Here is a 25,071-nt window from a genome sequence, read left to right as displayed (position 1 = left end):
GACGAATTGTCATAATGATCACTCCTTTGTATTTCATTTAGATAATTTACATGCGTTATAATATTTGTATCAGCATTTATTTTTTGTGCTATATTTATACAGAGTTATCGTTTTTTATAAAAAATGATTAATTGAATCTGCATCAAAATAAAAATTCTGATACGAATTTAATAAAAATAAAAACACATGGCATATTGATTTTATTATTTTTACATAGAATGCCTATTTAAAGTATAGTCTACTCAAAAAACTAAAGCCTTTTTAAAGGCAATAATAACTATACTAACCGCCTCATAGAAGCCAATAAATTTTTAGAGATTAAGCCTCAAAAAGCACAAAAAACACGCACAATTTTCTATTTTTCTTTTTACTGTTCGTTAATTGATCAATTTTCAACTATGAGTTTTCTGCTCAGCCATTGCAAGGATTGCTTAATTTTTTAGGGATTACTTCACTTTTAGAATGATTATAGCTACTGCGCTCCCATAAGCAGCCGATCTTTTTTTAGAGATTTAATTGCTAAAAGGAGATACAATTTTCCACCTTGCGCTTTATTTTGATCAATCAGTAAATTTTCAAAGGCGGCGTTCAACCATGAGTTTTTTAATTTCAGCAATCGCTTTCGCTGGATTTAATCCCTTTGGACAAGTTTGGGCACAATTCATAATCGTATGACAACGATAAAGGCGGAAAGGATCTTCTAAATTATCAAGACGTTCACCACACATCTCATCACGTGAATCCGCAATCCAGCGATAAGCTTGAAGCAAAACAGCGGGCCCCAAATAACGATCACCGTTCCACCAATAACTTGGACATGAAGTCTGACAACACGCACACAAAATGCACTCATAAAGGCCATCGATTTTTTGGCGATCGGAGTGACTTTGTAACCATTCTTTTGCAGGTTCAGGAGAAACTGTTTGTAACCAAGGCTCAATAACTCGGTGTTGCGCATAAAAGCGATTCAAGTCAGGAACCAAATCTTTAACAACCGGCATGGAAGGCAACGGATAGACCTTAATGGGATGTTTTACATCATCCATCCCTTTGGTACAAGCTAATGTATTGGTTCCATCAATATTCATCGCACATGAACCACAGATGCCTTCACGGCAAGATCGACGAAGTGTCAAAGTTGGATCAATATGGTTTTTAATAAACAAAAGCCCATCAAGAATCATCGGGCCACAAGCGGAACGATCTACGTAATAGGTATCTAAACGAGGATTTTCCTCATCATCAGGCGACCAACGATAAACGTGAAATTCTGTTAGTTTTTTAGCACCTTTAGGTTTAGGCCAAACCTTTCCCGGTTTTACCTGAGAGTTTTTAGGAAGCTTAATTTGTACCATATTTCAGTCTCCCCTTAATAAACCCGTTTTTTAGGTGCAATGCGCTTTAAATCGATCCCACCATCAGCTTCAGATGTTAACGGGTCCACATGGACAGGTCGATATGATAACGTCACCTTACCTTCTTTTGACAAATGTGAAAGCGTATGTTTACGCCAATTTTTATCATCACGCTCTGGATAATCTTCACGCGCATGGGCACCGCGGCTTTCTAAACGTGCTTCCGCCGAATAAACAGTCATGATTGCATTCGCCATGAGATTTTCAAGCTCTAATGTTTCAACCAAATCAGAATTCCATATCAGAGAACGATCTGTAACTTTGATATCAGACAATTCCTCCCAGATTTTATTCATCCGCTGACATCCTTGTTGCAAAGAATCCTCTGTACGGAAGACAGCCGCATCTTCTTGCATCGTGCGTTGCATTTTTTCACGCAATACCGCTGTTGGTACCGCCCCTTTTGCAAAACGCAAACGATCAAAACGTGCTATAATTTCATCAACAGCAGCTTCATTCAGGGGTGGAATTTCTGCATTCCGATCAATAATTTCACCTGCGCGAATAGCAGCAGCACGACCAAACACCACAAGATCAATCAATGAATTTGACCCCAAGCGATTAGCCCCATGAACAGAAGCACATCCCGCTTCTCCTACCGCCATCAACCCTGGTTGAATACGATCAGGCGAATCAGCCGTTGGATTGAGAACTTCCCCGTAGTAGTTGGTAGGAATTCCCCCCATGTTATAATGGACCGTTGGCAAGATGGGGATAGGTTCTTTTGTTACATCCACCCCTGCAAAAATCCGAGCTGATTCCGAAATTCCTGGTAAACGCTCGTGCAAGATTGCAGGATCAATATGGTTGAGAACCAAATGAATATGGTCCTTCTTAGGTCCCACGCCACGCCCTTCACGAATTTCAAGAGTGATACAACGCGAAACCAAATCACGTGAAGCCAAATCCTTAAAGGAAGGTGCATAGCGCTCCATAAAGCGTTCACCCTCAGAATTGATTAAATAGCCCCCCTCACCCCGAGCTCCTTCTGTAATTAAGCAACCAGAACCATAAATCCCTGTCGGATGGAATTGCACAAACTCCATATCCTGAAGTGGCAATCCAGCACGTGCGATCATTCCACCACCATCACCCGTACAGGTATGCGCCGATGTCGCAGAAAAATAAGCGCGTCCATAACCACCGGTTGCAAGAACAACCATTTTGGCAGAAAAACGATGTATTGTACCATCATCGAGATTCCATGCCACAACCCCCGTACAAACCCCATCCGTCATGATGAGATCGAGGGCAAAATATTCAATAAAAAATTGCGCATTATGCTTTAAGCTTTGTCCATAAAGCGTATGCAAAATGGCATGGCCTGTACGGTCAGCTGCTGCGCAAGTACGCTGAACAGGTGGACCTTCACCAAATTGTGTCGTATGTCCACCAAAAGGACGCTGATAAATTTTGCCTTCTTGCGTTCGCGAAAAAGGAACGCCATAATGTTCTAATTCATACACAGCAGCAGGAGCATTACGCACCAAATATTCCATTGCATCGGTATCGCCCAACCAATCAGAACCTTTCACGGTATCATATAAATGCCACTGCCAATTATCAGGCCCCATATTTGAAAGCGATGCAGCAATCCCCCCTTGTGCTGCAACCGTATGTGAGCGCGTTGGAAAAACCTTCGTAATACAAGCTGTCTTTAATCCTTGTTCCGCCATACCTAATGTTGCACGTAATCCTGCACCACCTGCCCCAACAACAACAACATCAAATTTATGATCTACAGTGCGATAAGGGGCGTTACCTGCTTTAGCGCCCAGAGATGATCCTGTACCCGCCATACTTGTTTAACCCCCTAATGCAATTTTCAAAAGAGAAAAAATAATGATACCACCTACGAGAAAACAAAATAAAATATTTAACGTCAAAAAGAATATCCGAAAACCTTCACGTGGAATATAATCTTCAATCACCACCTGCATACCAAGTTTCATATGATAAAGGACCGAAAAAGTCATCAATCCCATCAAAATAGCAACAATAGGATGTGCAAGCCGTGCACGCACAATACTATAATCCTTGCCCACAAGCGAAAGAATAAGAACAATAAAAAATATCAAAAGTGGTAGATTGATAAACCCTGTCAAACGTTCTAGCCAAAAATGCTCTGTTCCTTCATGAGCACTGCCACGCCCCCGTACTTTTCCAAGTTCCGTTCGAAAATCTTTTTTCATATCTCTTTTCACCCCCAGCTAAACAACGGTATATCCAATAATCCAAATCGCAAAAGTAACAATAAGAGAAATAAACACTGTCGCCCACGCAGTGACTGTTGCCTTTTCTTTTGCCAAAAGGCAAGGCTTCAGATCCCAAACAATGTGGCGAACACCACCAACCATGTGATGAACCCCTGCCAAAGTATAAAGAAACAAAATACACAATCCAAACCAAGAACTATAAATTTCGTAAACTGTTCTAAATGTCTCCTCGCCACACGCAATAGCAATTAACCAAACAGCAAGAAAAACCGTTCCAACATAAAGTGCCATACCCGTAATGCGGTGTGCAATAGACATGGCCATAGTAATTGTCCAACGATAAATGCTTATATGAGGGGAACGAGGGCGCTCTTTTATCCTAGTTGTCTCTATCATAAAATATCCTGACCTGGTTTATCATAAAATATCCTGACCTGGTTTTTGCAACCGCAATGAACGAAAAAGTTCGCGCAAAACGACTAAACATACTCTCTCGTTTTTACTTGTTTGGCATCTCAAGATACCGATATTACAGGTCGGTTGTCTCAAATAACGGATTAAAGGTCACGCATAAAAAAACCGATTACTCCCCGGATATGATCCGCAAAACTCGCCTTAATCTAATACACTTTTATCTTCACGTCAAAGGTCTAAAATATTTTCCAAATATAAACAGACATTTTTTCAGATTAAACTTATCCTTTTGAGTATCCACGATATATGCAATAGTCTCTTAAACTGCACCCATGATTAAGAATAAAAAGAGGGAAAATTGATAGATTAAACATTTTTATGTCTCCTCCAAGCCTTTTAAAAGGCAAAACGAATCAAGAAAGACACAAATAAGCGGCATAAAAGCCGCTTTTGCATAAAGTTTAGCCGATATAATCTTTACTCAGAAACTTGCTTTTCAACATCTGTACTTACGGCTGCTGCTTCTACTTTCTCAACAACCTTTTCAGCTTTTTTCCGATAATCTCTCTTTTCAGCGATACGCGCAGCTTTACCTCTCAAGCCACGCAGATAATAGAGTTTTGCACGGCGCACTTTACCACGGCGCACCAGCTCAACACCTTCAATCAAAGGAGAAAAAACAGGAAATACCCTCTCCACCCCTTCACCGTAAGAAATCTTGCGTACTGTAAAGGTCTCATTCAACCCACCACCTGAACGTGCAATACAAACACCTTCATAAGCCTGAACACGCGTCCGTGTACCTTCTGTCACACGCACCATAACACGGACTGTATCTCCTGGCTGAAATGCTGGAAATTGGCGCTTTTCTTCAATTTTTGCACATTGTTCAGCTTCAAGCTGTGCGATAATATTCATTTCTTTTATCCTTCACGTTCTTTATCGAACAGTCAGAGCGCTCAACTCTTACCAAAAAAGCCTTTATTAAGAATAAGGAGCTCTTTAGGCTATGTCTTACACAGGAGCGAATACACCATTCCTTCATTTTAATTTTGGAACTACAGAAAACCTTTTATAAAAAACTCTCTAAAAAGAGAGCCATGCAATACACCACCTTATCATATGAATCAAGTTTTCTGATGATTTTTATCATAACGCGCATAAAGATCAGGGCGACGTTGACGTGTTAACAATTCGGCTTGGCTTTGACGCCAATCTGCGATCGCTTTGTGATGACCTGAGAGCAATACAGGCGGAATACCCCGCCCTTCGAAAAGAGAAGGGCGTGTATATTGCGGATGTTCCAGCAAGCCATTTTCAAAACTTTCACACCTTGCAGAAGCTGCATTCCCCATCACTCCGGGCAGAAGACGTATAATAGCATCTAAGATAACCAATGCGGCTGTTTCACCCCCTGAAAGAATATAATCACCAATAGAAATTTCTTCTAATTCTCGTGCTTCTATGACTCGCTCATCAACCCCTTCAAAACGTCCACAAACTAACGTCACACCCGTATCACGAGCCAAGCTATGCGCGTAAGCTTGGTCAAAAGGGCGTCCACGTGGACTCATCAACAATCTTGGCGAATCCTGTGGACAGCAATCAAGAGCAGCCGCCAATACATCCGCCCGCATTACCATACCAGCTCCCCCACCAGCAGGTTTATCATCAACGCTATGGTGTTTGTCTAAAGCAAAATCCCTAATCTGTACCGTCTCCAGTGACCAAATTCCACGCTCTAAAGCTTGCCCTGCTAAAGAATACCCTAAAAAACCAGGAAACATTTCAGGATAAAGGGTTAAAACGCGCGCCTGAAATTTCATTTTATTTCTTATCCTTATTTTCTTAAACAGATTCTATAATAGCAAAAATAGCACAAACAAGACTTTTAACGCCATAGCGTTAATCTGAGTCTCCTTGATCTGCGCCATATTCAATACGATCCTTCTAAATACTTACACTAAAAAAAGACTCTAAAAATTCAGGACTATTTCGAAATAAAGTGCTTACAATATCTGCTCAAAAGAGCATTTTTAATATTTTCACACATTCCACTTTTTATTGACGAAATTCATCTGTTGTTTTTTACCTTCATCTTTATTTTTAGATTCAAGCTATTTCCTTTTTATCATTTTCTCCTCTATCGCTAAAACCAGCTGCCATGGGATCAACAACAAGAAAACCAGAGTCCATACAAATTTCTGGTACCGCCGCCTTACTAAAGGGAATAAGAACTCTTTTACCCGTATTCAAACGTATTTCAAGCAAATCACCAGCCCCGAAATTAAAAAAACCACATACCTCACCTAAGATTTTTCCCCCACAATCTTGGACACACAAACCTATTAAATCGACTTGATAAAACTCATCCTCCATCAAATCATCAATTAATTGATCACGCATCACATAAAGGCGAATACCATTTAAAGACTCAGCAGTATTACGATTTTCTATCCCTTTAAAACGTACAATCGCCTTATTTTTTTGCATGCGAAGAGTTACAATGTCATAAGAACGCCCCATATCATCATAAAGAGTACCATAAGACTTGAAACGCTGGGGATCAGCACTTAAAATTCTAACAAAAACATCCCCTTTTACACCATGAGGCGTACCAATAATGGCAAGATAGACTTTATTTTTAAGCTTTTCTTTATTATACTTCATGCAAAAATATTATCTCTCAAAAATGAACCCTTCAATCTTATAGTTTTCTATTCAATCTTGTTGCCATATGAGACAATCTTCTAAAAGACCTTTTTTGGTAACAAAAACAAATTAATAAAGGAGAAAGTCTTATGGCAAATATTATGCTATTTTACAAAGATATCACACCAATCAACAAAATTTCCCATAAAAATCTAAAATTTGCTCCTCCAAGTGATATGTCTTTTGCCAAGGATACTCATTGGGTTCCTTTAGCAAGTACTGAATATTTTCAAGCAGCACTAGACTATCCTATTTTATTTATGTGCGCTGAAGATGAACAAAAAAAACGGCACTACACATCCGCAGCTCTTGTCGGTCTTTCTAATGACGAAAATGACTATATCGCTTCTGATAAAAGTTGGAAAAACAATACTTATGTTCCTGCTTTTGTCCGCCGCTACCCTTTTGTTTTGGCACAAATTAGCAATGAAAAAGAACTTTCTGTGTGCTTTGATCAACAGTCCGGTATGTTTAATGAAGTTGCAGGAACAGAACTTTTTAATTCCGATGGCTCTATTTCTCCTTTTATGGAAGAACGTATTCGCTTTCTTGAAAGTTTTAAAATCGCTATGGAGAAAACCTCTGAGTTTATTGATGCTCTTGTAGAAATGGATCTTCTAAGCCAAAAATCCATCAATGTGAAAAACGATAAAGGTCTCTCAGCGCAATTGGAACATTTTTGGGTTGTTGATGAAGAAAAATTGAATAAATTATCAGCAAGCCAACTTGCCAAACTTCATAAAAATGGCTTTTTAGGATTAATTTTTGCGCATTTGATGTCAACGCACAATCTTTTGAAAATACTCTCTCTCAAAGGTGAAAAGCAGCTTATCAATCGTGAAGAGAAACCCCAAAACAAGAATGGTCATTCTAACGATGAAAAATCTAAAAAGAAAGAAACTCTCAACTAGATAATGCCTATCAAAAACGACAAGAGAAAAGATGAAAATATTCCTCTCATTCCAGCAGACCATGCAATTTTAAACGCAAGGAAAAATTGGTTAGAGTGTCTTACCCAAACACGTCGTATGTCAGCACAAACAGTGCAAGCCTATGAACGTGATACGCGGCAATTTTTGTCTTTTCTCTGTCAACACTTAAGCCATACACCAACCCTTACAGATCTTGCTCATTTACGCGTTAGTGACTTGCGTGCTTATCTTGCTTATCGGCGAACAAATAATGTAAGTGCTCGTTCTTTAAGCCGCGGAGTAGCAAGCATCCGTTCTTTTTTCAAATACTTATCACGTGAAGGAATCGTTAATGTTCCCGCAGCTCAACTTATCCGAAGCCCCAAACACCCCAAATCGCTCCCAAAATCTTTAGCGATAAAATCAGCACTTCACATAGTCAAACAAGAAAATCAACTGGAAAATGAACCTTGGATTACCGCGCGTAATGCTGCTGTCCTCATGCTTCTTTATGGCTGTGGAATGCGAATATCAGAAGCCTTAAGCCTCACACCAGAACAATTTTCTGATCCTGAAAAAACAAGTTTATTTATAACTGGAAAAGGAGGCAAAACACGCCTTGTTCCCCTCATAAAAATTGTTTACGAAGCCGTACAAAATTATCTTCAATGCTGCCCATATCCTTTAATAGACAACCAACCCATGTTTCGTGGTGCGCGGGGTGGTCCCCTACAGCCTGCCATTATTCAAAAAGCTGTCCGTAATTTACGTGCAAGCCTTGGTTTACCAGAAACTACAACGCCTCATACACTACGCCATTCTTTTGCCACCCATCTTTTATCACGGGGGGGAGATTTGCGCACCATTCAAGAACTTCTTGGGCACGCTAGTCTTTCCACCACACAAATCTATACCCACGTCGATACAGACCATTTGTTAAAAATCTATCAAAAGGCCCATCCCCGTTCCTAAAAACGTCTCATCAAAAAATTAGAGTGTTTCAACCTCAAGTGCCAAAGCGTGAACACAAGTAGCAAGCTCTTCTTTTAAAACTTGATAAATCGCTCGATGTATTTCTACACGCGTCATATTGGAAAAAGAAGAAGATAAAATTTTCACCCGAAAATGTGTTTCTCCTTTACCATCAAAAGCATGTTCATCATGAGGATGTCCCTCATGAAGATGACTTTCGTTAATCACTTCCAGTTTCTGCGGATGAAAAGCATCCTGAAGCTTTCTGTTGATGATTGTTTCTATAGACATTTTTCATTCCTCAAACAAAATGAACGTGCAAAAATACACCTTTTTCATAATAGAATAAGTGTGAAAACAAATTTTTCAAAAGTCAATTCTTGTAAAATTAATCAATTTTGCATAAACCAATAATATGACAATAACATCTAAATTATTCGATTCAATTCGCATAAGCTCAAATAAAAAACAAAAAGCTGAGCCAGAAGCACAACAGTGTCAGTGGGAAGGTTGTGAAAAAACAGGGTCCCATAAAGCACCAGCAGGTCGAAATCACGAAGGACAATATTTATATTTTTGTATTGAACACGTACGCGCCTATAATAAGAATTTTAATTACTTCTCTGGTCTTAGCAATAAAGATATCGCAAAATTTCAAAAGGATGCTCTCACAGGACATCGTCCGACATGGCCTACAGATCTGAGCAATGGTACATCGAAAAAAACAGCCGCGAATTATGCAAAGATTCGCTCTGGAACAGCGGCCTATCAAAATCGCATGCGCGATCCCTTCACGCTTTTTACTGGGCAGCATTCAAGCAATAAGTTTTCACGAAAATTAAAGCCCTTAGAAGCAAAAGCTTTTGATACACTGGGACTACAGGCAAACGCTTCAGCAGAAGACATCAAAATGAAATATAAAGAGTTGGTAAAAAAGCACCATCCTGATTCCAATGGTGGTAATCGTGCTTCAGAAGAGCGCTTTCGTGATGTTTTACATGCTTACAATTTGCTAAAAAAGTCTGGTTTGTGCTGAAAATATGCGCTTATATGAGTCTATTTTCATTTAGACCATCATTATTTGCGCAAAATGTTACTTTTTTTTGCAAAACATTATAGAATACGTAAAAAAATCTTTCTTTAATATCTAAGGCTCTCATTATAGAGCATTGCATAAATACTTTAACTCTTGTATCGTTTCTAATGAATAAATAGCGTCCTCTCCCTTCCAGAAACATAATGACAAATCTTACCGTTGAAAATTTGCCCGATATTACACTTTGTGCTCGCGATCTATTTCATATTGAAACAGATCTGAAAGTCCCTGCTTTTAGCACAAAAAGTCCCCATGTTCCTGATATTGATCCTGATTATCTTTTTGATCAGCAAACAACTTTAGCGATTCTCGCAGGTTTTACCTTTAACCGCCGTGTAATGGTTTCTGGCTATCACGGTACAGGGAAATCAACGCATATTGAACAAGTTGCTGCACGTCTTAACTGGCCTTGTCTTCGCATTAATCTCGATAGTCATGTAAGTCGTATCGATCTTGTAGGAAAAGATGCTATCGTTTTAAAAGATGGCTTACAAATCACTGAATTTAAAGAGGGCATTTTGCCATGGGCTTATCAAAATAATATTGCTCTTGTTTTCGACGAATATGATGCGGGGCGTCCCGATGTTATGTTTGTCATTCAACGCGTTCTTGAAACTTCTGGAAAACTAAGCTTACTTGATCAAAGCCGTGTCATCTCTCCACATCCAGCGTTTCGTCTTTTTGCAACAGCAAATACCATTGGTCTTGGCGATACAACCGGTCTTTATCATGGTACCCAACAAATTAATCAAGCTCAAATGGACCGCTGGTCTATTGTTGCGATACTCAATTATTTACCCCATGATAAAGAGGTTGATATCATTTGTTCAAAGGTAAAATCTTTTCAAACGACTGAAAGAAAAAAGATAATTTCACAAATGGTTCATGTTGCTGATATGGTACGCCAATCTTTTATCAATGGAGATCTTTCAACTGTCATGAGTCCACGTACCGTCATTACTTGGGCAGAAAATACAACAATTTTTCAAGATGTCGGCTTTGCCTTCCGATTAACCTTTCTCAATAAATGTGATGAACTCGAACGTGCCACTGTTGCAGAATTTTATCAACGTGCCTTTGGACAAGAGCTTCCCGAATCACTCATTCATGGTGTTTCGCCTTAAGGAATCTGTCACTCATGGCTACCGATATTGGTGACAACAAAAATCCAGCAAAAGATTCTTCCAACAACACTCTTAATACTGAAGCTTTTAAAAAAGCACTTTCCACCTGTATGCGTGCGATTGCAGGCACAAACAACCTTGAAGTTTCCTTTAGTCATAACCGACCATCTTTGAGCGAAAGTTGTGCACGTTTACCAGAATTACCTCAATACGCAACGAATAAAGACATCACCATTACCCGCGGATTAGGTGATTCCATGGCTCTTCGCAAAGCATGGCATGACAACCGCATTCACATGCAATTTGCTCCACTAGAATCAGAAGCACGTGCTGTCTTTGATGCTCTCGAACAAACACGTGTGGAAGCAATTGGCACGTTAACCATGGAGGGGCTTGCAAAGAACCTTGATGTCATGCTCGCCGATAAATACAAGAGAGCCCATTATCATAAGATTAGCAACCAAAGTGAGGCTCCCATCCAAGAAGCGATTGCACTTTTATTGCGTGAAAAAGTAACAAAGCGCCCTGCCCCAAAAGAAGCGGGCCCTGTTTTAGAATTGTGGCGTCAAGAACTCGAACAAAAAGCCGCAGCAGAGCTTAATGAACTTACACATCATATTTACAACCAACAGGCTTTTGCACAAATCGTTCGCCAAATGCTTGTTACACTCAAAATGACCGTACAACAAGCTGAAGCTTCTGCCAATGAAAACAATAAAAAATTAAAAAACGAATATGAACCTCAAGACCAAGCAGAAGAAGAGAGTAAAAACAAAAAACACGCTCAAAGTGAAGAACAAACCAGCACTGAACAAGAAAGTGATGTGCAAGACGACGGAAAAACACAAGCGACACAACCAAACAACAATGATCAAGCTGACGGCGAGCAAAAAAATGGACCTTGGCAAGAAAAGCCGCACAAACCCAAACACCTTTTTTCCGATTCGGAACAAATGCAAAAACTTGGCAATTATAAAATCTTCACCCGTCAATTTGATGAAATTTTGGAAGCAACAGATTTTTGTTCTGAAAACGAGTTAGATAACTTACGCCGTTCTCTTGATAAGCAAATCAATCATCTCCAAAACATCGTTGGACGTTTAGCAAACCGTCTCCAGCGCCGCTTGATGGCGCAACAAAATCGCAATTGGAAATTTGACCTTGAAGAAGGATATCTTGATACAGCACGACTTCCACGCCTTATTATCGACCCAACACAACCCCTTTCTTTTAAAATAGAAAGTAATACCCAATTTCGAGACACGGTTGTTTCACTCCTCATTGATAATTCTGGTTCAATGCGCGGACGCCCCATTAGCGTTGCTGCAAGTTGTGCCGATATTTTGGCACAAACTCTTGAACGTTGTGGTGTCAAAGTTGAAATTTTAGGTTTTACCACTAAAACTTGGAAAGGAGGAAAATCACGCGAACAATGGCTTGCCCAAAACAACCCCCATAATCCTGGACGTCTTAATGATTTATGCCATATCATCTATAAAAGTGCTGATACCCCATGGCGTCGCGCACGACGCAATTTAGGTTTGATGATGCAAGAAGGATTATTAAAAGAAAATATTGATGGAGAAGCTTTGATTTGGGCACATCAACGCCTTTTATTACGGCGTGAACAACGTCGCATTCTTATGGTCATTTCTGATGGTGCTCCTGTTGACGATTCAACACTATCGGTCAACTCCAGTAATTATCTAGAAAAACATTTACGTGCAGTGATTCAAGAAATCCAAACCCATTCCCCCATCGAACTCATTGCCATTGGAATTGGTCATGACGTCACACGTTATTATCAACGTGCTGTAACAATTATGAATGCTGAAGAACTTGCCGACGCTATAACAAAACAATTAGAAGTACTTTTTAGTGATAAAAGTCCTCATAGTTATAAGAAATAAGCCTTCCTTGAATCAACAACGATTACATTTTAAAAAATTATTTCTATCATTAAACCATCGGAATTTTATGGCTAAAAACCTGAGAAGATAATCCCACAAATTGAATATCAAACTTTAAGGAAGGCTTCTACTTTACTGGATGCATTATGAATTCTAAAAGAAATGCTCCAACCATCTTCAAAAATTATAATGAGTTTGTTTTTACTTTCCGGTTTTATTGCAACGGATAAGTTTTACTTGGAATTCTCCATTTACGTCCATATCCCAAAGTGCCTTTCAAATTAAAAGACTGAATAATCACCCGTTTTTGTCTCGATCTTGTGTTATTTCGTTATATTTAAATATTGAAATACACGTATATAGAAAAATATCTCCACTAGACATAGCTTTAAAATGCTGCTCTCACAGAAAATATAATGCCTATACTTTCACCTTCAGTAACACAAAATGATAAAATTCGTATTTATTATACGCAAAAGAAGCATCATCCAAAGAGGATGTTTTAAATACTAAGAATTATTTTATAAAAGAATCAGCATAAATGGATTCATAACGATTTTTCGGCAAAATTGCTAAAAGCAAATGACAAGCAAAACTGACACTCCATAACCATTCCAAAACAGTCACTCTCCACGAGTGAATGATCAACATAAGCTCCCATCTCATTAATAAAAGCAAAAACCTTTACTCACATAAAATATAAGAAAAACACGAAAAAAAGAATATTGCTTCATTCACGAAAAAGAACACACCATTATATATCTTATCCGCACTCCTACATTCTTCCTTGCTTCCAAGCCGATTTCACGACAGTACCCATATATAGCATAATGTAGAATCCGGAATCATCCTTTACGCTTTACAAGCGAAAAGCCAACAGCAGAAACCTATTTTCAAGCTTCCAATATTTTAAGGTCAATCAGTATACTTCCAGCGTCTAATATTGCACTTTTATTGCATTAAAGCTCTTCATAAGAAGTATTTCCTTTTCAAATGGCGTTGTCTCCACGCCAATTTCTCTTGTAACATAGACAAATAAATAATTTTTATTCACTCAATAATAAGAGTATTTAAAACGCGTAAAAGTTTATGATATTGGACTTTTTCACTCAAATGAAAAACATAATTATCATTTTAATCTATTAATGAAAATAAGTTATAATTTTTTTCACCTTAAACCGCTCGTAAAAAGTATATTTAGCCCCTTCTCAAACAATTTTATTCACATTGCCTTCTTGTGAGATACAAACAAATGACTCTATTTCTTCCTCACAAGAGAGTTTTGAAAGAAGAAAAGTATTTTGTGTTAGAGTTCTTACTTAAGTTGGTAAATGATAAAGTATCATTATAAATAACTTGCCATACTAAATATAGCGTACAATTTTCTTGGCTTCAGGAAAACAAAAAGACTATTATTTGTTACAAACAAAAGAGGAAGCATCCTTTGAATGCCCTCGATAAAGAGGAAGCTTTATAATGTTAAGAATTGTCCCATAAGGAATCAACATCAACAGGCTCATAACAATTTTTACCGAAAAATCACCAAAAGCAAGTGAGAGCCAAACTGGCATGCCTATCCCTCCCAAAACAGTACTCTCCACTAGAGAACTATCAGCATAGCCTGTTATCCTATCAAGAACGGCAAAAAAGCTAGAAAAAGCAAGAGAAAAAAACAGCACTGTATCCAAAGCCGAACCAACCAATGCTGCTGCTAAAGGTGCTTTCCACCATGTTTTACGTCGCAACGGAGTAAAAACAATAATATCAAGGAGTTGCCCAAATAAAAATGCCAGACTAGAGGCAATTGCAAGCCGTGGGGTCGCCAATACCCAAGAAACAAAGACACCCGCAAAAAAACCAGCATAAACCACACGCCGCGCAGCAGATGGACCATAAAAACGATTGGTCAAATCATTAATCAGAAAAGCAAATGGATAGGTAAAAGCCCCATAAGTCAACAGCTCATTCAAATCAAACCAATAGACAGGATATTGAACTAAAATATTAGAAGCCGTGACAGCAAGGCACATTGCAAAAATAGAAAAAACAACATACCTTTTTCTTTGCTGTTCTAATAAAAGACCGCTTGAAGACATTTTTTTTAACCTGGGGTATGGAACCAATAAAACAGAGCGATCAAAAAGAAAAAAGCCAAAAACAATAACGCTGAAAATTACGCTGCTTGCTCAGCTTTTTTTTCACCTTCTTGCTCAGATTTCTTCTTAATGATTTGGCGTTTTAACAAACGCGCACGTTGTGACAACTCTTTATCGTCTGCTTTCATTAAAAAAACATCAAGACCACCGCGGTGCTCAACAGAACGCAACGCACTTGCAGAAATGCGCAAGCGATAACTTTGCTGTAACACTTCTGAAATCAATGTCACATTGCAAAGATTTGGTAAAAAACGACGCCGAGTCTTATTATTTGCATGGCTAACATTATTACCATACAGAACCGTCTTCCCTGTCAATTCACATGCACGAGACATAAACTTCACCCTTAAAACTCTAAGAAACTTTCAAATCCCTATACCCAAAGGATAGAATGAACGTAAAGCACGCACAACACTACCTCGAACGGGCACCATTGGGAAGTTTCTTTCTAATAGGGGGTCGACAACAAAAGGTCAAGTCTTTTATAAAACCTTTTTCATCTCTTATGGGAGCATTTTTCATCTTTTTCTGCAATAAGGCGTACAAAATGTTTTTTTAAAGTCACACCATGTTAGAATGAAAGCTTATTGTCCTGAAAGGAAATATAAATCATGAGTAAACAAGAGTCCCCCATGACAAAGCTTCAAGAAAATCCTAACCGTTTTTCTTCTTTTTTGTTTGGAACTTTATGTATTTGTTTTTTTCTTCTCTTCAGTGCATTAGGTATATGGCAAGTACAACGGTTAAACTGGAAAACAAATCTTATCACCAGTACCAATCAGCGCATTCATTTGCCCCCCATAAAAGCCCCCCCCAAAAATCAATGGGCAGATGTTACTTTTGAAAAATATGAATATCAACCTGTTGTTATCACGGGAAAATTTTTAACAGATAAAAATATTTTGGTCACGGCTACCGCTCAAAATACTACGGGATATTGGGTTTTGACTCCTTTACAAACCACTAATGACAATGCATTGACCTTTATCAACCGTGGTTTTATCCCCATGGATGAACGTAACAATTTTCAAAACTCAGAGCAATTGGATACAAATGCCTCATCTCAGCAACATTCTACCACGGACACAGAACAAACAACGATCATAGGTTTATTACGCATGAGTGAAAAAAATGGATTTTTTCCACGCAAAAATAATCCTGACAAAAATTTATGGTATACGCGCGATCTCCCCGCTATGGCACAAAAACTTGGTTTGTCCACTGTTGCCCCTTATTTCATTGATGCCGGAAAAAAAACAACCCCACAAGCAAACCTTCCCATTGCTGGTCTTACGATTATCCATTTTCGAAATAATCATCTCGTTTATGCAATCACGTGGTTTATTTTAGCTGCTGGTGTGTTAGGAGGTTTTCTTTTTCTGCTACGGCAAAAAAACTAAAAAAATACCTCTTCCATCTCAAGTAACAAAAATTTTTAGAATCTTGAAAACTGATAAAGAGAATAAAAGCTACCAACTTGCGCCTTTGTTAAATTAAAGATCATAGGCATACAATGAACTTTATACCATCCACAAAAGATTTACGCCACACTCTTAAAAAGAATTGTCATAACGCTTTTGAAAAACATAAAGTCAAATTTAAAAATAATAGGAAAGATAGTCACCCATTTTTGCCTTTATAATTTTATATTCTTGCTTCATTAGATTATTTCCCATTTCAGAGATTACTCCAATTGATATATGCAATACTTTCGCCTTCATCTAGTATAAAGGCTAATATAGCAGAGAACATACGGATGCATTTTTGTTTCAAAACTGCTATGAAGGTGAGATGTTGAGTTATAAGCAACAAAAAAACATTTAATGTCTCAATGAGACTTTTATACCTATCATCACACCTCAAATGAGAGGTTTTTACAGAATAATAGAAAAAGGTGAGTCATCCTATATTCTAAAAAGACAGTTTATCCTTTCAATGTATTTTGCTAAAGGCTTATGCTATAAACGTATAAGCTTGTTTTACTAGAATTTTAACTCTTTCATTTTTAAGGCTGCTGTTATGGGTGTTGTTGCCAAAAATTTTCCCATACCTGATCTTCATCAGGTTCGTCGTGTTCTCTTTTCTGTGTCTGATAAAACGGGTGTGGTTGCTTTTGCACAAGCTCTTAACGCTACTTACAATGTTGAATTGATTTCAACAGGAGGAACAGCCAAAACCCTCATAGCGGCTGGTTTACCCGTAAAAGATGTTGCTGAAGTTACCGGATTTCCTGAAATAATGGATGGGCGTGTTAAAACACTCCACCCTTTGATTCATGGTGCTTTGTTAGGGGTAAGAGAAGACCCTAGCCATAAAGATGCTATGGAAAAGAACAACATTCATGGAATTGATCTTTTAGTTGTGAATCTTTATCCTTTTGAAGAGACAGCCCAATCCGGCGCCGACAATCAAACAATTCTTGAAAATATTGATATCGGCGGACCGGCAATGATTCGCGCAGCGGCAAAAAATTATGCTTATACCGGTGTTGTAACAGCGATAAACGACTATGATTCGATTCTAGCTGAATTAAAGCAGCATAATGGATGTTTAAGCTTATCTATGCGTCATCAGCTAGCAATGCGCGCTTATGCACACACCGCTGCTTATGATACGGCAATAGCATCGTGGTTTGCACGGGATTTAGAAATTGAAACTCCATCGTGGCAGAGTTTTTCTGGTCATCTTGAAAGTGTTATGCGCTATGGAGAAAATCCACATCAACAGGCAGCATTTTATCGCAATAATGAAAAACGTTTTGGTATTGCAACAGCAAAACTTTTACAAGGCAAAGCGCTCTCTTATAACAACCTGAATGATACAGATGCAGCCTTTGAACTTGTGGCAGAGTTTGATCCGCAAAAAACCGCTGCTGTCGCTCTTATTAAACATGCCAATCCTTGTGGTGTTGCGGAAGGAGAAAATTTGAAAGAAGCTTATTTGAAAGCTCTTATGTGTGATAATGTATCGGCATTTGGTGGAATTGTTGCTTTAAATCAGCCCCTTGATGAAGAATGTGCTGAAGAGATTGTTAAAATTTTTACAGAAGTGATTATTGCTCCTGATGCCACAATGGCGGCACGTGAAATTATTGCCAAGAAAAAAAATCTTCGTTTGCTTATTACAGGTGGAGTTCCTGATCCACGTTGTGGAGGACTTCTTGCTAAAACATTAGCGGGAGGCATTTTAGTGCAATCACGTGATAACGTGGTAGTCGATGATCTTAAATTGCAAGTAGTGACAAAGCGGACCCCAACTCAAGATGAAATGCGTGATCTTCAATTTGCTTTTCGTGTAGCAAAGCACGTTAAATCGAATGCTATTGTGTACGCGAAAAATAGTGCAACAGTTGGAATTGGAGCTGGACAAATGAGCCGCATCGATTCAGCCAAAATTGCTGCAAGTAAAGCAGCAGAAAGTGCGCAAAGAGCAGGCTTAACAGAAACTCTCACAAAAGGATCTGTTGTTGCATCAGATGCATTTTTTCCTTTTGCAGATGGTTTATTAGCAGCAGCTGAAGCAGGGGCAACAGCAGTTATTCAACCAGGAGGCTCCATGCGTGATGAAGAAGTTATCGCCGCTGCTGATGCACAGGGGTTAGCGATGGTTTTTACAGGAACACGTCACTTCCGCCATTAATAATTTTGCTGCTTTTCTTTTCGTATGAAACAAAGGTTTCAAGGACTTTTTCATAATTATCGTATGACTATTGATAACTGTTGAAATGGAAGCAGTTATTCAATCCAAAGAATCTACACGTGAAGAAGTTTATCACCGCAGAAAATGCACATAATTTAGCCATTGGTTAGGGATAAGATGTTCTTGTTGATATTTTTAATGGTTACCCTTTCGCATGAGGAAAATGTTAAAGGGATATTATCTTGTATGTAGATGCATACCTGCTATGATATTATAACACAACTCTTTTTAGTAATATACTCTATTCTTAAACTAAAGAGTGTAATGAAAAGTTTGAGTAGAGGATATGAATATTCTACGTTTTTATAGTAATTGGCGCCGTTATCGTCGAACCGTTAATGCGTTAAGTCGTCTTTCAACATATGAACTCAGCGATCTTGGAATTTGTCGAGGTGATATTGATTCAATTGCACGACGTTATTCGCGTAAATCTTTATGAAAGTTGTTTGAGATATTTGAGAGAATGCTTTGCTATGAAAAAGCATGCATTTTGTGGTTTGTTATTATGACTTCATTTTTAGTATAGTAACAAAGAGCAGAAGAGTTGTTTTTCTTGGCCATTGCTGTGTATCATTTCTCGAATTTTCGGTGCTTCTGTGATATACAACTTTTGATTTATAATAATAATTTAGCGTTATTCATATTAAATGAGAACCCCGAACACCGTAAGATTCTTCCATTTCAAATTTATGTATGTTGAATCAACCAAAACCATTCGCCTGCACGTTACAAGCGGGGGGAGCTGTATGGATAAAAGCTCTTAAGAGAAGGCTAAAAATGCCTCTTATGAACCATCTCTAGTGCCAAGAGCTTGTTACAAACATTGGACACTGATCAATAGTGTGATAGTGCTGAGCTGCTCCTTCATAAGCGTAAAGATGGGGGTGCTTAATGGATTTACCGTTATACCTATCACGGGCATCGTCGCAAAATAGGCTTGGAAGCGTTAAGGGATTTTTCTTTAAAATAAGTCCGTGAACATACAATACAATAGCGCTCTGTTTTTCGTGAAGAGCGTAATCCTATTAATGCAACTCTCTCAGAGAGAAATATTGATCCCAACAGCACACTTAAGAACTTATTGAAGATAAGCAACGGCTTAATTTTCTCTCCATATCTTTAAAGGATCAAAATCCTTAACTAGTACTCATCTGTCAACAATGGTCTTTCAAAAATCTTTTTTTCTGAAGCCAATCCCTTTTAGCATCACCTCATGAAACTCTATGAGCAAACCTTGCCTAAAAACATCCAACCCATACTCCAAAAAAATGCTTCGTGTATAAAATTGATATGATCTTCAAATTTTGAGAATATTACTACAATAAACAATAATGTTTTGCGACACACAAGATAAAACGCAATATACTATGGGTTGGAACAATGTTCTAATTTTTTATCAAACGCTTTACGGATAAAACGCCAACGAACTTTTTCCTGAAATGCAGGACGAAAATATAAAACAATCTGTTGTGTCCGTTGTGGACCTGTTAATTCTGCAAAATCAATCGAATCTTCAAGACAAATATCTGCGTCAGGCGATATAAAATACCATACTTGTTCGCTCTTCACGTTCTCGTTCTTTACGGCTAAACACACACGTTTGCCATCGTAGTTAACTTCAACTTGTGGATGAAGATGAAACCGAACAGCAACATGATTTTGTTCATTTTGCACACTCTTGTGTCTCTTTCCCCCTTTATTTGGCATAAAAAAGCGATCAAAACCTTCGATCGTATCTCCATTTGTCGCCAAAATAAGACCACGCTCATGAATAAGATTAAAGGGTCTCACATAACCATTATGACTCGCAATAAAACCCGTCTTCTCTGAATCCTCTATACGGCATACTTGAACATCTGTTGGTCCATCAAACAAAAATGGCGCGCCATTTTTATTTTTATAATAAAAAGCACCCACTGAACAATCATTAAGCGTAGCTGTTGAATGTGCTGCAGTAACACGCCCTAAATGTCGATAATCTTCCCTCCCATCAGGATTAATACCGGTATTGATAATAAAACGGTGCCCTTGTGAAGACATTTCAAAAGACAAACATCCCGAACAAGCCTGCTGTGCTACAGAGCGGGGTGGAAACTTTCCTGTATCTGCAAGCACTGTTGTTTGATTGGCTTTTAAGCGCTGAAATCCTGAATAACGGGCATAACTAAAAGGATTCCCTCCTGTTTCATCAAGCTCCAAAAGTGATGATAAACGTTCCGACACAAGGGGACCAACCCCATTAAAATGGGCCAACGTTTGATCCTCATGGATAAAGAATCGTAAAGCTGGCAACATACGCTCAACAGAATCAATCAAAATACGAGGTGCCGTTTCATTGCTACGCATAAAAAGATGCCGTAACGACAATAAATCCGATAACAAATTCAGCAAAATAACAGGACTACGGGAAATATGCCCACCATCAACTAGGATTTGACGGGAAAGCTCCTCTATAAGCGTCGTTTGTACCTTTTTTTTCACTGCCACAGAAACAGGCAAAGCAAGAGAGGCGAATGTCAAAGCCACTGCTGCTTGTAAACGTTGATCATTGTGCTCCATACTACAAATTGTCACGCGCAAATAACGAAATTGCAAACCAAGTGCACGTAAAAAGCGTTTTTCAAACCGCTCACTTGCGCCTTCTAACAACATTTTCGAATGACAAATCCATGAAATCAAGCGCCGCGCCACAACAGGACCACTCCAAGCAAGCCCTTTTACCTTCTTGCCAGTATGATCAAACCAATCTTCTAAAAGAGAGCGTGCATGTGCAGAAGCTAAATTACTTTCTGCTACCTCCATATGGCGCAACCAATGAAAATCATGTAGAGCCGCTTCCCATTCTAGCGTTGGTGGAACCAATGAAAACGGCGAAACAGCACCAGAATGAACAATGTGACCAGCAAAAGCAAAACGACCATGATAAAATTCATGCGCCATCATTGGATCAGCTACATGCAAATCCATGGGATGCGCTAAAATTTTATGAGGACGAAACCCTGAAAACCGCCAACGAAACAATGGTCCAACCCATAAACGCCGCATAACATTCTGTATCGTATCGATACAGTCTGCCACTTTTACCTGAGTAGCTTTTACCGCAACCGCCAAAATTTCATCTCCATTTATGCTGAATCAAATACAATTTCGACCATTTTTGTAAATGAAGCGTTAATTAAGCAATTTTTCGTAAGCGCGCAGCAAAAAAACCATCCATTCCTAAAAATACGGTTTTCTCAGTATCAAAATTTTTATGACAAAAATCCGCAGGCGTTGTCCGTAATATCCCCCCACAAAGCAAATGTTCCAATGCTCCCATTTCCTCTGGATAAATAGGGTCTAAAACAATGTCATTGCGTATCGATAAAATTTTCTCAATAAGATCTTCACCTTCTTCTCTTGCCAATGAACAATTGGAAAAAACAATACGTCCCCCTTCCTTTACCAAAGAAATTGCTGCGACAAGCAAATCATATTGCAACGCCGCTAACTTGACGATATCATCTCTCGATTTCGTCCATAAAATATCTGGATGACGACGGATTGTTCCTGTAGAAGAACAAGGGGCATCAAGAAGAACTGCATCAAAAAGCTGTGTGGGATGGAAGTTTTTCACATCGCCCTGCCAAATGTGAGCTGAAAAATGAAGCCGTTCCATATTTTCTTTTAAACGCTTGACGCGGTTAGCAGAAAGCTCAATTGCAGTCACCTCTGCCTCCTGCAAAGCCAATTGTGCTGTTTTTCCCCCAGGGCTCGCACAAAGATCAGCAACGCGTTTACCCCGAATACTCCCAAATAAACAAGCAGGCAAGGCTGCAGCAAAATCTTGAACCCACCAAGACCCTTCACGATAGCCAGGTAAATCAGAAACAGAACACTCCAAACGATTCAATCGAACAGAGCCATTAGGCAACACAACACCGCCAAGTCTTTCAGCCCATCCAACGCTATCAGATTTCACTGTCAAATCGAGAGGGGGTTCCATACTTTGAATTGCTATAATCTGATGTGCTTTTTCTGTTCCATAAGCTGACACTAAAAGCTGTCCAAACCACGCTGGAACACCTTCAATGGTAGGAACTTGTTGGCATAAAAGCTCTGCCTCACGCGCAACATTGCGCAAAAGAGCATTCACAACCCCTGAAAAACGATGCATACGAGGATCAAGTTTTGCCACACGTACAGCTAAATCAATAGCCGCATGATCAGGAATATCAAGATAAAGAATTTGTGCAACACTGATATGCAAAAGATGCTGAAGTGAAAGTGCTTGTGAAGGCAAAGGACGCACCAAAAATCGTGAGAAAGCCGCTATAATCTGCCCTCGATGACGTAATGAAGCTATCAAAATAGCCCGACACAACAAACGATCTCGTTGTGAAAGTTTTAAATAGTGTGGATGTCCGTGTTCATTATCCGTCAAACCAGAAAGAGGCGTACACTTATCAACCACCGCCCCTAAAAGGCGCACACACACCTGCCGAACAGCTAATCCTGGAACATTTTTTTCAGACACATGCCCCGCTTTTTTGTGTTTCAAAACACCACCTTTATATTACTGCTTCCTTAAAAACTCCCTCAATAACTCTATGAACGAGATTTTTTTGAATTTTCATAACGAAGCCAAGAAGGACGTTTTGTAACACGCTGAAAAGAAATGTTTTCTTGCTCATCTAATGCATGAGCCTGACCACTATGAAAATCTCCATAGTTCATCCCGCTGCTTTTTTCATGTATAGCGTCTTCTTTATTCCAGCCCACACTTTTGGCAAGAGCCCCTTTCATCTCTTCTGCTTGCCGATAAAGAGCAGCAATACGATTTGCAGTTGCTGGATGTGTCGAAAAAAGACTATCGGCTCCCTCACCGCTCAAAGGATTAATAATAAACAGATGCGCGGTTGCTGGATTATGCTCTGCTTCTTCATTATATACCCCACGTCCCCCATCAGCAATCTTACGCAATGCAGAAGCCAACCATAAAGGATTACCACATATTTCAGCCCCTCTCCGATCCGCAGCATATTCCCGTGTACGGCTAATCGCCATTTGCACCAGCATCGCTGAAAAAGGAGCCACGAGCAAGGCAATAAATCCTCCAATTGCCCCAGCGCCATGAGAATCTTCTGAAGAGTTGCGCGGTCCTCCCATAAAGAAAGCAAAATTACCAAGCATTGAAATGGCTCCTGCAATCGTTGCGGTTAGAGTCATTGTTAATGTATCACGATGCTCAATATGTGCGAGCTCATGCGCCATAACGCCGGCAATTTCCTCCGAACTCAACCGCTTTAACAATCCAGTACTTGCAGCAACAGCTGCATTTTGCGGATTACGTCCCGTTGCAAAAGCGTTTGGCTGTGGATTCTCAATAACATAAACTTTTGGTTGAGGAAGAGAAGCACTTTGCGCTAAATCACTTACAATTTTATAATAAACCGGCGCAGAATGCTGATCAACTTCACGCGCCCCGTACATGCGTAAAACGATTTTATCTGAATTCCAATAAGAAAAAAAGTTTAAACCACTTGCCATCAAAAGAGCAATGACCATGCCACCACCCCCTCCAACAAGATAACCAACTCCCATAAAGAGAGCAGTTAAAAAAGCCAAAAGCATAGCTGTACGCATTATATTCATTACTCAAAAAACTCCATGATAAAAGTTTATCAATACTATATGATGGTGTTTTCTTTCTGTTTCTTCAATAGAATAGGTATAAAAATGAATAAAAAAGACGAGAAAACGAGCAAAAAAAATGCAACTGTCATTAAACAACAATCTCTCTCACCCGCAGCACAACGCGCCCTTAAAGAAGCTGAAGAACGACGAAAAAGCGAAGCAAAAAAAGAACAACCTGTCGAAAATGGTGGACGCGGCGGCAAAGACCCTTCGCGCTATGGAGACTGGGAAATTAAAGGCCGCGCCATTGACTTTTAAAACCATTGATTAAAAAAACCAGTGCGGATTTAAACAAGCAGCTTTTTAAAGAAAATCCGTTTTTGATAGACAAAAACGGATAATATTTATTTTTCTAAAGCTTTTAAAAACACGTTGATTAAACAATCATGCTTCTTATGCTGTAGCAGATTCTGCTTCAGCCGCTGCCTCTGCTTCTTCTGCCGCTTGCTTTGCTGCTGCTATACGTTCTTGTGCTTTTTTACCCGGTTCACCTTTATGTGGATTATTACGAGTTGGACGCTTTTTCAAGCCAGCTGCATCTAAAAACCGTAAAACGCGATCTGTTGGTTGAGCCCCTTGCCCAAGCCAATATTGGATACGTTCTTCATTAAGTTTCACCCTCGGTCCATCTTTAGGCAACATTGGATCCCATGCACCAACACGTTCAAGAAACCGCCCATCGCGCGGACTACGAACATCTGCAACGACGATATGATAGTAAGGACGTTTTTTTGAACCTCCACGGGACAAACGAATTTTCAATGCCATAT

The 25,071-nt window shown here is 39.1% G+C and carries 25 protein-coding genes; 9 read left to right on the top strand and 16 right to left on the bottom strand.

Features of this window, described 5'->3' with window-relative positions; all coding sequences use genetic code 11:
- Window positions 1–575: 575 nt before the first annotated feature.
- From ACFINA_RS01150 to rimM, 7 genes are all read right to left on the bottom strand, one after another.
- On the bottom strand, window positions 576–1,355 hold the full coding sequence (locus tag ACFINA_RS01150) for a succinate dehydrogenase iron-sulfur subunit (protein ID WP_375606011.1): 780 nt from the start codon (window positions 1,353–1,355) through the stop codon (window positions 576–578).
- A 14-nt stretch (window positions 1,356–1,369) separates the two neighbouring features.
- Window positions 1,370–3,214 (bottom strand): succinate dehydrogenase flavoprotein subunit, encoded by a 1,845-nt coding sequence (sdhA, locus tag ACFINA_RS01145; RefSeq protein WP_375608474.1) that lies wholly within the window; start codon window positions 3,212–3,214, stop codon window positions 1,370–1,372.
- 6 nt (window positions 3,215–3,220) lie between these two features.
- Entirely contained in the window at window positions 3,221–3,607 is a 387-nt protein-coding gene (gene sdhD / locus ACFINA_RS01140) for a succinate dehydrogenase, hydrophobic membrane anchor protein (protein WP_375606013.1), read from the bottom strand.
- 18 nt (window positions 3,608–3,625) lie between these two features.
- Window positions 3,626–4,027 (bottom strand): succinate dehydrogenase, cytochrome b556 subunit, encoded by a 402-nt coding sequence (sdhC, locus tag ACFINA_RS01135; protein WP_375606014.1) that lies wholly within the window; start codon window positions 4,025–4,027, stop codon window positions 3,626–3,628.
- 495 nt (window positions 4,028–4,522) lie between these two features.
- The gene (gene rplS, locus ACFINA_RS01130; RefSeq protein WP_375606015.1) at window positions 4,523–4,963 is read right to left on the bottom strand and encodes a 50S ribosomal protein L19; all 441 of its coding nucleotides are present in this window, start codon (window positions 4,961–4,963) and stop codon (window positions 4,523–4,525) included.
- A 209-nt stretch (window positions 4,964–5,172) separates the two neighbouring features.
- Entirely contained in the window at window positions 5,173–5,871 is a 699-nt protein-coding gene (gene trmD, locus ACFINA_RS01125; RefSeq protein WP_375606016.1) for a tRNA (guanosine(37)-N1)-methyltransferase TrmD, read from the bottom strand.
- 286 nt (window positions 5,872–6,157) lie between these two features.
- Window positions 6,158–6,715: a ribosome maturation factor RimM gene (rimM, locus tag ACFINA_RS01120; RefSeq protein ID WP_375606017.1), complete on the bottom strand. Its 558-nt coding sequence runs from the start codon at window positions 6,713–6,715 to the stop codon at window positions 6,158–6,160.
- A 131-nt stretch (window positions 6,716–6,846) separates the two neighbouring features.
- Between rimM and ACFINA_RS01115 the strand changes: the two genes are divergently transcribed.
- A complete protein-coding gene (locus ACFINA_RS01115) occupies window positions 6,847–7,668 on the top strand; it encodes a SapC family protein (RefSeq protein WP_375606018.1) in 822 nt (273 codons plus the stop codon).
- A 3-nt stretch (window positions 7,669–7,671) separates the two neighbouring features.
- Window positions 7,672–8,640, top strand: coding sequence for a tyrosine recombinase XerC (locus tag ACFINA_RS01110; protein WP_375614939.1), 969 nt, complete (start codon window positions 7,672–7,674; stop codon window positions 8,638–8,640).
- Between the two features lie 18 nt (window positions 8,641–8,658).
- Here ACFINA_RS01110 and ACFINA_RS01105 read toward each other — a convergent pair whose 3' ends face one another.
- On the bottom strand, window positions 8,659–8,931 hold the full coding sequence (locus ACFINA_RS01105) for a BolA family protein (RefSeq protein WP_375606020.1): 273 nt from the start codon (window positions 8,929–8,931) through the stop codon (window positions 8,659–8,661).
- A gap of 124 nt (window positions 8,932–9,055) precedes the next feature.
- On the opposite strand from ACFINA_RS01105, the gene ACFINA_RS01100 reads away from it, so the two are divergent.
- The 3 genes from ACFINA_RS01100 to cobT all read left to right on the top strand — a co-directional run bounded on the left by ACFINA_RS01100 (window position 9,056) and on the right by cobT (window position 12,770).
- Window positions 9,056–9,676, top strand: coding sequence for a J domain-containing protein (locus ACFINA_RS01100; RefSeq protein WP_375606021.1), 621 nt, complete (start codon window positions 9,056–9,058; stop codon window positions 9,674–9,676).
- Between the two features lie 203 nt (window positions 9,677–9,879).
- A complete protein-coding gene (cobS, locus tag ACFINA_RS01095; protein ID WP_375614134.1) occupies window positions 9,880–10,860 on the top strand; it encodes a cobaltochelatase subunit CobS in 981 nt (326 codons plus the stop codon).
- A gap of 14 nt (window positions 10,861–10,874) precedes the next feature.
- Window positions 10,875–12,770 (top strand): cobaltochelatase subunit CobT, encoded by a 1,896-nt coding sequence (cobT, locus tag ACFINA_RS01090; RefSeq protein WP_375614938.1) that lies wholly within the window; start codon window positions 10,875–10,877, stop codon window positions 12,768–12,770.
- Between the two features lie 107 nt (window positions 12,771–12,877).
- Here cobT and ACFINA_RS01085 read toward each other — a convergent pair whose 3' ends face one another.
- The 4 genes from ACFINA_RS01085 to rpmB all read right to left on the bottom strand — a co-directional run bounded on the left by ACFINA_RS01085 (window position 12,878) and on the right by rpmB (window position 15,261).
- Window positions 12,878–12,988 (bottom strand): HaeIII family restriction endonuclease, encoded by a 111-nt coding sequence (locus ACFINA_RS01085; RefSeq protein WP_375608480.1) that lies wholly within the window; start codon window positions 12,986–12,988, stop codon window positions 12,878–12,880.
- A 298-nt stretch (window positions 12,989–13,286) separates the two neighbouring features.
- Window positions 13,287–13,421 carry a hypothetical protein gene (locus tag ACFINA_RS01080; protein WP_375614366.1) on the bottom strand — a complete coding sequence of 45 codons (135 nt, stop codon included), beginning with the start codon at window positions 13,419–13,421 and terminating at the stop codon, window positions 13,287–13,289.
- A 761-nt stretch (window positions 13,422–14,182) separates the two neighbouring features.
- A complete protein-coding gene (locus ACFINA_RS01075) occupies window positions 14,183–14,866 on the bottom strand; it encodes a VUT family protein (protein WP_375609943.1) in 684 nt (227 codons plus the stop codon).
- A 77-nt stretch (window positions 14,867–14,943) separates the two neighbouring features.
- On the bottom strand, window positions 14,944–15,261 hold the full coding sequence (rpmB, locus tag ACFINA_RS01070) for a 50S ribosomal protein L28 (RefSeq protein ID WP_375606026.1): 318 nt from the start codon (window positions 15,259–15,261) through the stop codon (window positions 14,944–14,946).
- A 276-nt stretch (window positions 15,262–15,537) separates the two neighbouring features.
- Here rpmB and ACFINA_RS01065 point away from each other — a divergent pair, with 276 nt between their 5' ends.
- The 3 genes from ACFINA_RS01065 (at window position 15,538) to ACFINA_RS01055 (ending at window position 19,064) form a co-directional block, all read left to right on the top strand.
- Window positions 15,538–16,326, top strand: a complete 789-nt coding sequence (locus ACFINA_RS01065; RefSeq protein WP_375614365.1) for an SURF1 family protein — start codon at window positions 15,538–15,540, stop codon at window positions 16,324–16,326.
- 619 nt (window positions 16,327–16,945) lie between these two features.
- The gene (purH, locus tag ACFINA_RS01060) at window positions 16,946–18,565 is read left to right on the top strand and encodes a bifunctional phosphoribosylaminoimidazolecarboxamide formyltransferase/IMP cyclohydrolase (RefSeq protein WP_375606028.1); all 1,620 of its coding nucleotides are present in this window, start codon (window positions 16,946–16,948) and stop codon (window positions 18,563–18,565) included.
- 346 nt (window positions 18,566–18,911) lie between these two features.
- Window positions 18,912–19,064, top strand: a complete 153-nt coding sequence (locus tag ACFINA_RS01055) for a DUF1127 domain-containing protein (RefSeq protein WP_273790070.1) — start codon at window positions 18,912–18,914, stop codon at window positions 19,062–19,064.
- 926 nt (window positions 19,065–19,990) lie between these two features.
- On the opposite strand, the gene ACFINA_RS01050 is transcribed toward ACFINA_RS01055, so the two are convergent.
- The 3 genes from ACFINA_RS01050 to htpX all read right to left on the bottom strand — a co-directional run bounded on the left by ACFINA_RS01050 (window position 19,991) and on the right by htpX (window position 24,259).
- A complete protein-coding gene (locus tag ACFINA_RS01050) occupies window positions 19,991–21,736 on the bottom strand; it encodes a heparinase II/III family protein (RefSeq protein ID WP_375606029.1) in 1,746 nt (581 codons plus the stop codon).
- Window positions 21,737–21,800: 64 nt separating this feature from the next.
- Window positions 21,801–23,165: an RsmB/NOP family class I SAM-dependent RNA methyltransferase gene (locus ACFINA_RS01045; protein ID WP_375614937.1), complete on the bottom strand. Its 1,365-nt coding sequence runs from the start codon at window positions 23,163–23,165 to the stop codon at window positions 21,801–21,803.
- 47 nt (window positions 23,166–23,212) lie between these two features.
- Entirely contained in the window at window positions 23,213–24,259 is a 1,047-nt protein-coding gene (htpX, locus tag ACFINA_RS01040) for a zinc metalloprotease HtpX (protein WP_375614936.1), read from the bottom strand.
- Between the two features lie 84 nt (window positions 24,260–24,343).
- On the opposite strand from htpX, the gene ACFINA_RS01035 reads away from it, so the two are divergent.
- Window positions 24,344–24,559, top strand: a complete 216-nt coding sequence (locus ACFINA_RS01035) for a DUF1674 domain-containing protein (RefSeq protein ID WP_375614935.1) — start codon at window positions 24,344–24,346, stop codon at window positions 24,557–24,559.
- 135 nt (window positions 24,560–24,694) lie between these two features.
- Here the strand turns inward: ACFINA_RS01035 and rpsP are convergent, their stop codons facing one another.
- Window positions 24,695–25,069 carry a 30S ribosomal protein S16 gene (rpsP, locus tag ACFINA_RS01030; RefSeq protein ID WP_375606033.1) on the bottom strand — a complete coding sequence of 125 codons (375 nt, stop codon included), beginning with the start codon at window positions 25,067–25,069 and terminating at the stop codon, window positions 24,695–24,697.
- Window positions 25,070–25,071: the final 2 nt, after the last annotated feature.

It is taken from the genome of Bartonella sp. AC10YNML (assembly GCF_042196825.1).
Taxonomy (GTDB): Bacteria; Pseudomonadota; Alphaproteobacteria; order Rhizobiales; family Rhizobiaceae; genus Bartonella.
This window is presented reverse-complemented; position numbering and strand designations above follow the sequence as displayed.

Bases quoted from the DNA above. Each gene is read 5' to 3' on its own strand.
- ACFINA_RS01150 (WP_375606011.1), bottom strand. From the start codon at position 1,355: ATGGTACAAATTAAGCTTCCTAAAAACTCTCAGGTAAAACCGGGAAAG.
- sdhA (WP_375608474.1), bottom strand. From the start codon at position 3,214: ATGGCGGGTACAGGATCATCTCTGGGCGCTAAAGCAGGTAACGCCCCT.
- sdhD (WP_375606013.1), bottom strand. From the start codon at position 3,607: ATGAAAAAAGATTTTCGAACGGAACTTGGAAAAGTACGGGGGCGTGGC.
- sdhC (WP_375606014.1), bottom strand. From the start codon at position 4,027: ATGATAGAGACAACTAGGATAAAAGAGCGCCCTCGTTCCCCTCATATA.
- rplS (WP_375606015.1), bottom strand. From the start codon at position 4,963: ATGAATATTATCGCACAGCTTGAAGCTGAACAATGTGCAAAAATTGAA.
- trmD (WP_375606016.1), bottom strand. From the start codon at position 5,871: ATGAAATTTCAGGCGCGCGTTTTAACCCTTTATCCTGAAATGTTTCCT.
- rimM (WP_375606017.1), bottom strand. From the start codon at position 6,715: ATGAAGTATAATAAAGAAAAGCTTAAAAATAAAGTCTATCTTGCCATT.
- ACFINA_RS01115 (WP_375606018.1), top strand. From the start codon at position 6,847: ATGGCAAATATTATGCTATTTTACAAAGATATCACACCAATCAACAAA.
- ACFINA_RS01110 (WP_375614939.1), top strand. From the start codon at position 7,672: ATGCCTATCAAAAACGACAAGAGAAAAGATGAAAATATTCCTCTCATT.
- ACFINA_RS01105 (WP_375606020.1), bottom strand. From the start codon at position 8,931: ATGTCTATAGAAACAATCATCAACAGAAAGCTTCAGGATGCTTTTCAT.
- ACFINA_RS01100 (WP_375606021.1), top strand. From the start codon at position 9,056: ATGACAATAACATCTAAATTATTCGATTCAATTCGCATAAGCTCAAAT.
- cobS (WP_375614134.1), top strand. From the start codon at position 9,880: ATGACAAATCTTACCGTTGAAAATTTGCCCGATATTACACTTTGTGCT.
- cobT (WP_375614938.1), top strand. From the start codon at position 10,875: ATGGCTACCGATATTGGTGACAACAAAAATCCAGCAAAAGATTCTTCC.
- ACFINA_RS01080 (WP_375614366.1), bottom strand. From the start codon at position 13,421: ATGTTGATCATTCACTCGTGGAGAGTGACTGTTTTGGAATGGTTATGG.
- ACFINA_RS01075 (WP_375609943.1), bottom strand. From the start codon at position 14,866: ATGTCTTCAAGCGGTCTTTTATTAGAACAGCAAAGAAAAAGGTATGTT.
- rpmB (WP_375606026.1), bottom strand. From the start codon at position 15,261: ATGTCTCGTGCATGTGAATTGACAGGGAAGACGGTTCTGTATGGTAAT.
- ACFINA_RS01065 (WP_375614365.1), top strand. From the start codon at position 15,538: ATGAGTAAACAAGAGTCCCCCATGACAAAGCTTCAAGAAAATCCTAAC.
- purH (WP_375606028.1), top strand. From the start codon at position 16,946: ATGGGTGTTGTTGCCAAAAATTTTCCCATACCTGATCTTCATCAGGTT.
- ACFINA_RS01055 (WP_273790070.1), top strand. From the start codon at position 18,912: ATGAATATTCTACGTTTTTATAGTAATTGGCGCCGTTATCGTCGAACC.
- htpX (WP_375614936.1), bottom strand. From the start codon at position 24,259: ATGAATATAATGCGTACAGCTATGCTTTTGGCTTTTTTAACTGCTCTC.
- ACFINA_RS01035 (WP_375614935.1), top strand. From the start codon at position 24,344: ATGAATAAAAAAGACGAGAAAACGAGCAAAAAAAATGCAACTGTCATT.
- rpsP (WP_375606033.1), bottom strand. From the start codon at position 25,069: ATGGCATTGAAAATTCGTTTGTCCCGTGGAGGTTCAAAAAAACGTCCT.